11 protein-coding genes are annotated in these 10,498 nt (G+C 30.7%); 5 read left to right on the forward strand and 6 right to left on the reverse strand.

The window, feature by feature from the left end; translation table 11 throughout:
* From A9G43_RS04340 to A9G43_RS04355, 4 genes are all read left to right on the forward strand, one after another.
* On the forward strand, window positions 1-681 hold a 681-nt coding region (locus A9G43_RS04340; RefSeq protein ID WP_218058609.1), incomplete at its 5' end, for a tetratricopeptide repeat protein.
* 104 nt (window positions 682-785) lie between these two features.
* On the forward strand, window positions 786-2,030 hold the full coding sequence (locus tag A9G43_RS04345; protein ID WP_065606970.1) for a hypothetical protein: 1,245 nt from the start codon (window positions 786-788) through the stop codon (window positions 2,028-2,030).
* Window positions 2,031-2,263: 233 nt separating this feature from the next.
* Entirely contained in the window at window positions 2,264-3,139 is an 876-nt protein-coding gene (gene htpX, locus A9G43_RS04350; RefSeq protein ID WP_065606972.1) for a protease HtpX, read from the forward strand.
* A gap of 130 nt (window positions 3,140-3,269) precedes the next feature.
* Window positions 3,270-5,201, forward strand: coding sequence for a peptidase U32 family protein (locus A9G43_RS04355; RefSeq protein WP_065606974.1), 1,932 nt, complete (start codon window positions 3,270-3,272; stop codon window positions 5,199-5,201).
* 277 nt (window positions 5,202-5,478) lie between these two features.
* Here A9G43_RS04355 and A9G43_RS04360 read toward each other — a convergent pair whose 3' ends face one another.
* A complete protein-coding gene (locus A9G43_RS04360; RefSeq protein WP_065606977.1) occupies window positions 5,479-6,594 on the reverse strand; it encodes a phage/plasmid replication domain-containing protein in 1,116 nt (371 codons plus the stop codon).
* A 56-nt stretch (window positions 6,595-6,650) separates the two neighbouring features.
* Between A9G43_RS04360 and A9G43_RS04365 the strand changes: the two genes are divergently transcribed.
* Window positions 6,651-6,830, forward strand: a complete 180-nt coding sequence (locus tag A9G43_RS04365) for a hypothetical protein (RefSeq protein ID WP_065606978.1) — start codon at window positions 6,651-6,653, stop codon at window positions 6,828-6,830.
* 439 nt (window positions 6,831-7,269) lie between these two features.
* Here A9G43_RS04365 and A9G43_RS04370 read toward each other — a convergent pair whose 3' ends face one another.
* The 5 genes from A9G43_RS04370 to A9G43_RS11010 all read right to left on the reverse strand — a co-directional run.
* Window positions 7,270-8,217, reverse strand: a complete 948-nt coding sequence (locus A9G43_RS04370; protein ID WP_065606980.1) for a zincin-like metallopeptidase domain-containing protein — start codon at window positions 8,215-8,217, stop codon at window positions 7,270-7,272.
* A 3-nt stretch (window positions 8,218-8,220) separates the two neighbouring features.
* Entirely contained in the window at window positions 8,221-8,505 is a 285-nt protein-coding gene (locus tag A9G43_RS04375; protein ID WP_065606982.1) for a hypothetical protein, read from the reverse strand.
* Between the two features lie 338 nt (window positions 8,506-8,843).
* Window positions 8,844-9,689, reverse strand: coding sequence for a zeta toxin family protein (locus A9G43_RS04380; protein WP_065606984.1), 846 nt, complete (start codon window positions 9,687-9,689; stop codon window positions 8,844-8,846).
* A gap of 5 nt (window positions 9,690-9,694) precedes the next feature.
* Window positions 9,695-9,922: a hypothetical protein gene (locus tag A9G43_RS04385; protein WP_065606986.1), complete on the reverse strand. Its 228-nt coding sequence runs from the start codon at window positions 9,920-9,922 to the stop codon at window positions 9,695-9,697.
* A gap of 357 nt (window positions 9,923-10,279) precedes the next feature.
* On the reverse strand, window positions 10,280-10,498 hold a 219-nt coding region (locus A9G43_RS11010; protein ID WP_176701695.1), incomplete at its 5' end, for a hypothetical protein.

A 10,498-nucleotide genomic window follows, 5' to 3' on the forward strand; every position in this document is an offset into this window, starting at 1 on the left:
TACCAAATTTTAGCCGAAGCGAGTTACCATCAATATCAACCATCAATATTTTTTGATAATGCTGATATAAATTTTGAACAAATTAAAGATAACAAAACCAAAGCTTTGATTTTAATGGCTTGTGAAAAATGGGAGGAAGCTTATTCATACTGGGATATAGCAATTAATAAACAAGAGATTGATTACTATTATCAATTAATGTGTTATCAACATATTTATCATCAAGGACATAAATTAGCAATTAACATTTCAGATTTAGAAAAACTAACTGAAAATAAAAGTGTTTTATATTTATTTAAAGCATTAATATATAATTCTCAACAGAATTTAGAGGATGCAATAAAACAACTTAATTTATGTCTAACTTATAATACCTCTTCTTTATTTTTGAAAAGATATCAACCCCAATTATTGTTAGCCGATATATATAGGCGTATAGGTGAATTAGCTAAATGTCACTCACAATTAATTGATTTTGAAAAACATACTAGAAATAATACGCAATGTCGTATTCAAATAGCTAAATTAGCTTTGAAAACTAAAAATTACTCAAAGGTGATTAAGCAATTGGATCAAGCTTTTAATAATAACTTTAGAATGATGCCGTTGTCTGTCCTAGATATCTATTTTAAAGCATCAAAAGAAACATTAGCAAATGAACAGCTTGATAAGTTACATTAAAAGTTTTTGATAATTAATAAAAGCAGATTTAGTAATAAAATATAACAATACTAAATCTGCTATATTAGGAGTAACACCTTAAAAAAATTAATGAGGATATAAAAATGGAAGAAATGGAATGTAATATTTCGGGTATCAATATTAAATATAAATTTAAACCCAAAAAATATGATAATAATCATTTGATAATTGTTTTTTCTGGATTTGGGGCAGCGTCGGAGTTTACTTATGATTTTGAAAATTTGCTACAAATATCTAATGCTAATGTACTATGGATCAAAGATGATTTTTATGGACATTGTTGTTATTATTTATGTAAAGAAATGAATTTTGATATAGAAAAAGCAATAATAACATTTATTTATGAAAAAATAGAACACTTAAAGCTCTCTAAAAAAAATTGTTCTCTGATTGGTTTCTCGAAAGGTGGATCCGCTGCTTTATATTATGGAATAAAATATGGTTTTGAAAATATATTAACCACAGTTCCCCAAACTTATATAGGTAGTTATATCGAAAAATATTGGCCTGATGTTGCCAAGCATATGATGGGGAAGACGTTTAATGATAATGAAATTGCTACGTTAAACTCAAAAATCATTAACTTGTTAAAAAATGATAATAAAAAACAAAAGAATATATATTTAATAACATCTAAGCAAGATATACAATATAACACAGAAATTGTACCTCTTATTGATGAGCTGTTTAAATATTCAAATATGAATTTCATAATATCAGAATCTATTTTTGTGCGAGCACATAACCAAGTTACCTCCCACCACTCACAATTTATATTAGGCATATTGTATATTTTAACAAATAATATTGCGCCGCATTTAGGGTACAAAATTTTAGAAGGCGAGCGAAGAAAGGAAATTGAAGATAAAAGTGGAAATCCAGTTATTGATATAAAATATATCAATTTAAATAATAACCTCTTATTTATTGAAGGTGTTGCACTTTTAAGAGGGATTGAATTTAAAGAATATGAAGATGTGGACTATTTTCTTAAATTTACCAATATAGACTCTCAGGAAATTATTAAACTAAAATTAGCCAAGATGCATAAAGCTAATATAACGAAAGAATACTATAATGGCGATTTTGTAATTTATGATAAAGCTTGGGTTACTACTCATAAAAATCAGGGAGTGAGTCTTGAAAAATTGGAGAAAGGTTTATACGAATTGCACCTTTTGATTTATGCTAATCATGAAAACTTTTTCAAAACCATTCAATTAAACTCAAATAAAGTTGTAAACTTACAGAGTAAATTTAAAGGTGTAAATTACGCTATTAAACAAATAGAAAATCATTTGATATTAAAAATATCAAATGATCAATAAAGTTTACTAAAACGTATAGCTTCCCCGAAATTTCTTGGCAAGTGTTATTAAATTAACTATAACGCTTGTCGAACTAATATAATCTTGTAACTATCATTAATATTTTAAATATAACTATATTGATAGTTGTATCTATTATCTATTTTTGTGATCATATATGCTGTATCCTTAATCGCAATATTGCGATTTATTTTTATCATTTGAAAATTAATATATCGAAAAAGAGAAAAATTATGATGCGAATTGGATTATTTATTCTAACTAACTTAGCCGTTATGTTTGTTTTTGGAATCATTCTAAGTATTTTAGGTGTTGATGCGCATAGTACTTTAGGGTTACTTATTTTTGCAGCAATCTTCGGTTTTGGAGGATCTTTTATATCTCTTCTATTATCTAAGAAAATGGCTTTGAAGTCAGTAGGGGGACAAATCATTACTCAACCTATTAATAATCAAGAACAATGGTTACTTGATGTTGTTCGTCGATTATCAACGGAACTTAATATAAAAATGCCAGATGTTGCCATCTATCATGCTCAAGATGTTAATGCTTTTGCAACCGGCACAACTAAAAATAGTTCTCTTGTTGCAGTAAGTTCTGGTTTATTAAATACTATGACTCAAGATGAAGCTGAAGCGGTAATCGGTCATGAAATGAGCCATGTTGCTAATGGTGATATGGTCACAATGACTTTATTACAAGGAGTTCTTAATACTTTTGTTATTTTTATTTCAAGAATGTTAGCATCTGTTGTAACCCAAGCATTGGATGATCGTAATCGTGGTTTATCACAGTTAACCTATTTCTTGATAGTTATGTTTTTTGAAACCGTATTTGGTATTTTAGCAAGCCTTATAGCTATGTGGTTTTCTCGTTATCGAGAATTTCACGCCGATGCTGGTTCGGCTAAATTAGTAGGCAGTACAAAAATGATTGCCGCGTTAGAAAAACTAAAAACTAGCCATGAACCAAGTGAAGATACTTCAATTTTAGCGTTCTGCATTAATGGTATGAAAAAAGCAAAATTTTCTGAATTGTTTATGTCTCATCCACCATTAGAAAAACGTATAGAGGCTTTAAGGAATGAAACTTATCGAAACAAAGGCTAGATGATCTATATCAAATTTATATTCAAACACATACTTTCCTGAATTTATTTTACAAGTATTATTAATTTTATAATAATGCTTGTAAAATAAAACCAAATTATTCACTAGTTAGATTTTCAAAGAGTTTATAATGTCATATCTTGTCACCAATAATAAATTAGAATTGCTTAGTCCCGCTAAAAATATTGAGATTGCACAACAGGCTATTTTACATGGTGCAGATGCAGTCTACATTGGTGGACCAAATTTTGGTGCCAGACATAATGCTGGTAATTCGGTCAGTGATATTGCTCAGTTAGTCAAATTTGCTCATCATTATTATGCAAAAGTATTTGTAACCTTAAATACCATTCTTCACAATAATGAACTTGAACCAGCAAGACAACTTATATGGCAATTTTATGATGCAGGTGTTGATGCATTAATTGTGCAAGATATGGGCATTTTGAGGATGGATATTCCTCCTATTGATTTACATGCTAGCACTCAAATGAATATAAGAACACCTGAAAAAGCCAAATTTTTATCTGATGTTGGTTTTTCACAAATAGTATTAGCTCGTGAGCTTAATTTAACTGAGATAGCTAAAATTCATGAGCAAATTGATGCAAAAATAGAATTTTTTATACATGGTGCGCTTTGTGTGGCATTTTCAGGACAGTGTTATATCTCACATGCACAGACAGGGCGTAGTGCAAATCGAGGAGATTGCTCTCAAGTTTGTCGACTTCCTTTTACCTTAAAAGATAGCCAAGGGCGCATTGTTGCTTATAAAAAACATTTATTATCAATGAAAGATAATAACCAATCAGATAATTTGAACGAATTAATTCAATCAGGTGTACGATCCTTTAAAATAGAAGGACGTTATAAAGATCTAAGTTATGTTAAAAACATTACAGCTTTTTATCGACAAAAATTAGATACTATTTTGTCAAATTCGTCTAATTTACAATCAGCGTCAAGTGGTCGAACTGAGCACTTTTTTATACCAGATCCTCACCAAACATTTCATCGAGGAAATACAGATTATTTTGTACATGGAAGAAAATCCAATATAGGCGCATTCGATTCACCTAAATTCATTGGTTTGCAAATTGGTGAGATAACTCAAATTACGCCTAAAACTATTGATATTAAATCTGAGAAAATATTAAACAATGGAGATGGCTTAAATGTACTAATAAAACGAGATATTTTAGGGTTTAGAGCTGATAAGGTAGAGAAACTTTCGGCTAATCAATATCGAATTTATCCAAATGAAATTCCTAAGCCGCTTTTTTCAGTTAAATTACCTTATATAGTGAATCGAAATCTTGATCATGTGTGGCAACAAAATTTATTGAAAGAATCAAGTAATCGCAGAATTGGCGTGTCATTTAAACTATATAATATTGAGAAAGGTATAGAGCTAATTGCAAAAAGTGAAGAGGGGCATTGTGTCAAGTTAGAACTTAATGGGAAATTCGAACTTGCAGAACAACCAGATAAATCATTAAAAAACATTAGAGATAATTTATCTAAATTAGGAAAAACTATATATTATCTTACTGATTTTGATTTAAATTTATCAAAAATTTATTTTATTCCAAGTAGCCAACTAAATCAGTTTCGAAGGGATACTATTAATAAACTGACGGCTAAAAGATTAACAAGTTATTGTCGCCGAAAACGTAAACCAGAACAAAACCCAGTTCCGTTTTATCCTGAAAATCATTTGAGCTTTTTGGCAAATGTTTATAATCACAAAGCAAGAGAATTTTATACACAACATGGAGTTGAATTAATTGAAAGTGCCTATGAAGCACATGACGTTAAAGAAGATGCGCCCTTAATGATAACCAAACATTGTTTACGGTTTGCGTTTAATTTATGTCCAAAACAAGCAAAAGGAATTCAAGGAGTTAAAACTAAAGTTACGCCAATGAAATTAATTCAAAATAATGAAGAATTATTGCTAAAGTTCAATTGTAAAGCTTGTGAAATGCAAGTATGGGGTAAAATAAAAAAACACATTTTAAAAATGCCACTCGCAGGAAAAGAAATAAAGTATTTTGAATAAAAATATTCAATGAAATTGTGTGATAAACGAGAGTGGTTTAGCAGTTCGTAATAATAGACATTATTTAACATAATATACATTATGCGAACCACGATAAACGTACGTAAAACTAGACGATGAAACCTGTATAATCATGACCTCAATTTAAAAAAACACGATTTACCAGTAAAATGTTAAATTAATCAATCTACTAACAAATTAACAAAAATAAATAATCATTAAAATCAATACGTTACAATAATGTATATTATGTTAAATTAACTGGATATAAATACAGTTATGACGCAAGCCTAAAAATTTGTGGCATCTGATACCAATCAGGGATTTGACAATCTGAAACTTCAACTTTTCTTATTTCTCTAACTGTCACTGGGCTAAACTTAGCTAAATTACAACGTTGTGCTATATCAATACCAATTTTACGTAATCTTGCCCTATGTGTCTGAACTGCTTTTTTATTAAAATCAAACGTTTGCCCATGCATCCATTGCAACGCATACATAGCGGTTGTATTGGCTGAGCGTGTTGTATCAACTACGCCACATCTTATTAATTGTTCACTAATCGTTTCAAAGTCCATAGCATTCACCGATAATTTTTTATCTAAGTCTAAAAATTCATTATGTAAGTTATTTAATCGTGTATAGTCTGATAATCCCCAGTAATGTAAATTCTCTCGTTTTAAAAATCGGGATTTTAATTTTTGTTCAAATCGTACTACGCCGTTATTTTTACAATATTCTATTACGTCAGTTAAATATTTAAATTCTATTGAGTTTTCACCAAATTTATTTTTTATTTTTGTTAAGCTGTGTAATTCAAGTTCATGTGCTTTATTGTAAACAGTAGGATAAATAAGATGAGCATTGCCGTTTTTCGATAGCCAATCCACAGATTGACCGTTACTGTGTAATCGCGGGACACTGTAACGATAATTTAAAGTTGATAGCCCTGCCAAATAATCGTTTTCGTTACCCTGTCCCACCATTCTATTTGATGTAATATGCAGTTCTTTAATAATTGCACCGTCTGAAAAACTTTCCACTTTTGAACCATTAGGTTGTCTAAACTGCAATTTAGTGCATTTTGTAAATACGGGTAAATTAAGTTCAGTTAAAATTTTGTTATAAACATCAACACAATTATCAACAGTTCGTAAACCGAATAAGTTCTCTATACGTCCCCACCGTGACGGATTACCCGACATTTTTAAGACTGAACCTGAGATCTTAATCAGAACAGAATCACAAAATGAACCCGAATGCTTATAAGCGGGTTGAGACAAAGAGCTTGCCTCCCCAGTTTCTAAAAATATGCGTTGATAAGCAACATCACCGATAATCGGCAATTGATAACCAAAATCCTGCTCTATTGATAACCAGTCAAAAAACACGATGAACTCATTAGTTAATATAATGGTTATATATAAAACAACACGAGATCACATAAATGAAAAGAATGACATACAACATAACAGAAAACAGAAAGATTGAACTTGAGAAGTTAGCAATAAATATATCAGTTAAAACAGGGAAACTAATAAAATGGTCAGAACTATTAACATATATAATAGACGAATACGCAAGAGAAGCTGCAGACGATTTTATTGATAGAGCAACTAAAAAGTAACAATCCTACCGTAGGAAAGTACGGTAAAGTTCGGGTGTCACTGAACATCCGAACTTAAAAACAACAACCCTATTACAAAAAATGAAATAAAGGAATAAAAAATGAAAAACAAAAACCCTAAAGACTTGTGGTATAACCCCAAGCTATATCGTAGCAATAACAATAACAACAATAACAAAGATGAAACACCAAAATATTTGATTTTTATTGTAGGGTTTTGTGTCGGGTTTTATGTGTGTCATAAATTCTTTTAATGATTAATTCGCATAACGGCATTATGCTAAATTCTTGGCTGTATGCGCCCTATTCGGTCGCCAATATTTTACAGCCTGCGAATTAAACATAATGCATTTTACATTATGCGAACTAATTTTTTGTAGAAATTCAGTTTTTCTTAAACGTTTCTAATTTTACTAAATTGACTATAAATACGATTAAATTACCGCTCAATTCCTCGGCTCATCCCTTGAAACTGCTGTTTTTGATTTGATTTGTTTCTTTGCTCTAATTTTTTCGAAGCGGTTTGTAATGCCTGATTAAAAATTTCATTTGATACCCCATGCTGTTTTTTAACATCAAGATATTTACTTTTTGTTAGCTCTACCACCTTATCCGATTCAATTAATGCCTTTTCTAACTCCACTTTTTGAACCGCTTTATCATCACCAAATTTAGCCAAATTAAATTTAATATAAGCTAGATTTTTAGTTTTATCAGATTTGATTTTGGTTAAATCGCATAGTTTGATTGCAGTTGTCTCGGCAACTAACTCATCCCTTGGGGAGAATAATCTTTTTTGTTCATGTGTAATCGGTATTCGATCCAACTCTTTACAGGTGGAATGTCCTATTTCATGAAAAATATCATTATAGTAACCTTCCGCAGTATCATACTGGGATTTATCGGGCATATGAATGGTATGAGTTTTAGCATTATAACGTGGGTTTGATGGGCTGTTATGTAATACCTTAATCCCTTGGCTTGCTATAAATTGCTCTATTTTAAAATTTTCCTGCCATTTTTTTTCTGGCTTAATTTCAGGTGGGAGCTTATCAAATGAGGTTTTATCTAATTGCTCTACATTATAAAATCTAATATTTTCATAATATTCATTATCTTTATATAAATCACTTTCAATAAAATTCTCTTTTTGTTCAGCTTTTACTTGTAAATTATTTGCCTGTATTTCATCTTCAGTTAGCCATCGTGTTTCTGAAAAACCCTTTTGATGACCTTTTTCATATAAAAAACTAGCTTGATAAATTTCTTGAGTATAAGGATTTCTAGGGTAATTTGTATTATTCTGAGTAAAATTAGATATCCCTTTATTTTTATCTACTTGTTCTATTTGTTCAATGAGTTGATCAATATTATCTACTTTTATCATTATTTACATCTCTATAAGCCAACTGTCTTCTAAGCCCTCTTTTACATACCCTCTAACAAAATCAAGCCCTATTATTTTTTCATAATATTGATTAATTTTATCCCAATCATCTGGATAAAAACTTGGGTCATCTTTATATTTTTCATAGATATAAGAAGTTAATTCATTTAGTTCTTGCAGGTATTTATCATGCTCTTCTTGTGTGATTAAATTAACTGCTAATGCATGTCTAAATTCATTTTTAGTTAATCTTTCAATGCTGTAAACTCGTTCTTTTTGGTCTCGCATCTTGTGTTCCTTAGGTAGTTTTAGTGATATTTACGGCTGAATTATAACTAAATTTTGGGGGTCATCCAAGCGGAAAGGCTCGCTATGCGTTCCTTTCCACCTGGCCTAAAGGGTAAAATTGGGAGAGTTGTCAATAGTTCACTTCGTCAAGTGCTCACTCGGTTCACTTCGTGACTGCGACTTCCGCCTTGCTGCGCCCTACTCGGTCGCCAATATTTTACAGCCTGCGAATTAAACATAACGGCATTAATACATTATGCGAACTAAATTTTTATAGAAATTCAGTTTTTCTTAAACGTTTCGAATACCGATAAATTTGATTAAATTATCGTTCAATTTCACCCCATTCCTTGATGCCTTGTTTTTTGATTTGATGTACTTCTTTGCTCCAATCTTTCCGTGGCGGTTTGCAATGCCTTAGAAAAAGGATCATTAGGCGGTTGTGTTAGATTGTTTTTATTTAATTGTTTATCATTTTTATTTATTTCCGCTTGAATAACTACTGAAGGTAATCCTTTATCTACTTTCGAATCAAATAATTGCTTTTCACGGTTATAAACAGATAACTTTTCGATTTGGCTAGATTTACTTAACTCATCTGCGTTATTAGGCAGTACAGCAACCACTTTATCATGTATATGTTTAGGAACATAACGAGGAATTCGACCAGCTTTTAACGCATTTTCATAACGGTTATTTACGCTATCCCAACTTACTTCTTTAGGGCAAGTGTGAATAAGAACGTCGACTTGATACCCTTTATTTTTTAAAGTCTCTATAAGCTTTTTAGCTTTATTTGTATTTTTTAATGTGCCATCTACAATGATGTTGTATTTAGCTTCAATCGCACGTTTTAGAATTTCCTCCTTAATTTCACTCGCAAATTCGTGGGTATATACGGCTGAATCTTTGCCATATTTTTCATATAACGCTTTGAAGTTTGGATGACGTTCTCGATAGGCATCTAAGTCAATAGTTAAAATATTATTTTTATATTTAGTTTCAAGTTTATTTGTAGATGTCGACTTTCCTGCACCAGGTTGACCTCCCATAACATAAGCTTTGGGATTCGATTGCTGTGAAATTAATTCGGGTTGATCTATATGAATATCATTCCATACATCATTAATTATTTTACTTTTTTCTTGAATACATATCTGAGATAAAATTTCATTCTTATTCATATTAATTACTTATATTTATTTTCAATTAATTGGAAAAATTTTAATGCAGTTTCATAATTAATTTCCTCATAGGTAGTGTCAGCAATTTTTTGTCTAAACTCCCTTAATTTTGCAATATCTTCTAACATATCTGCTGTATATTCGTTGCTATAACCTTTTGCTTTGGATATACAAATTCGGACACTATTATAAACTTCTTCCAATAAAAACTCTTTTTCATCAAACGTCGCCATGATCCACTCCTATTTAATATTGGTTTATTGATAAATTATTATTGTGATATTTAGGCTGAATTATAACTAAATTTTGGGGGTCATCCAAGCGGAAAGGCTCGCTATGCGTTCCTTTCCACCTGGCCTAAAGGGTAAAATTGGGAGAGTTGTCAATAGTTCACTTCGTCAAGTGCTCACTCGGTTCACTTCGTGACTGCGACTTCCGCCTTGCTGCGCCCTACTCGGTCGCCAATATTTTACAGCCTGCGAATTAAACATAACGGCATTAATACATTATGCGAACTAAATTTTTATAGAAATTCAGTTTTTCTTAAACGTTTCGAATACCGATAAATTTGATTAAATTATCGTTCAATTTCACCCCATTCCTTGATGCCTTGTTTTTTGATTTGATGTACTTCTTTGCTCCAATCTTTCCGTGGCGGTTTGCAATGCCTTAGAAAAAGGATCATTAGGCGGTTGTGTTAGATTGTTTTTATTTAATTGTTTATCATTTTTATTTATTTCCGCTTGAATAACTACTGAAGGTAATCCTTTATCTACTTTCGAATCAAATAATTGCTTTTCACGGTTATA

It is taken from the genome of Gilliamella sp. Occ3-1 (assembly GCF_001690655.1).
In the GTDB taxonomy this organism is placed as follows: Bacteria; Pseudomonadota; Gammaproteobacteria; order Enterobacterales; family Orbaceae; genus Gilliamella; species Gilliamella apicola_P.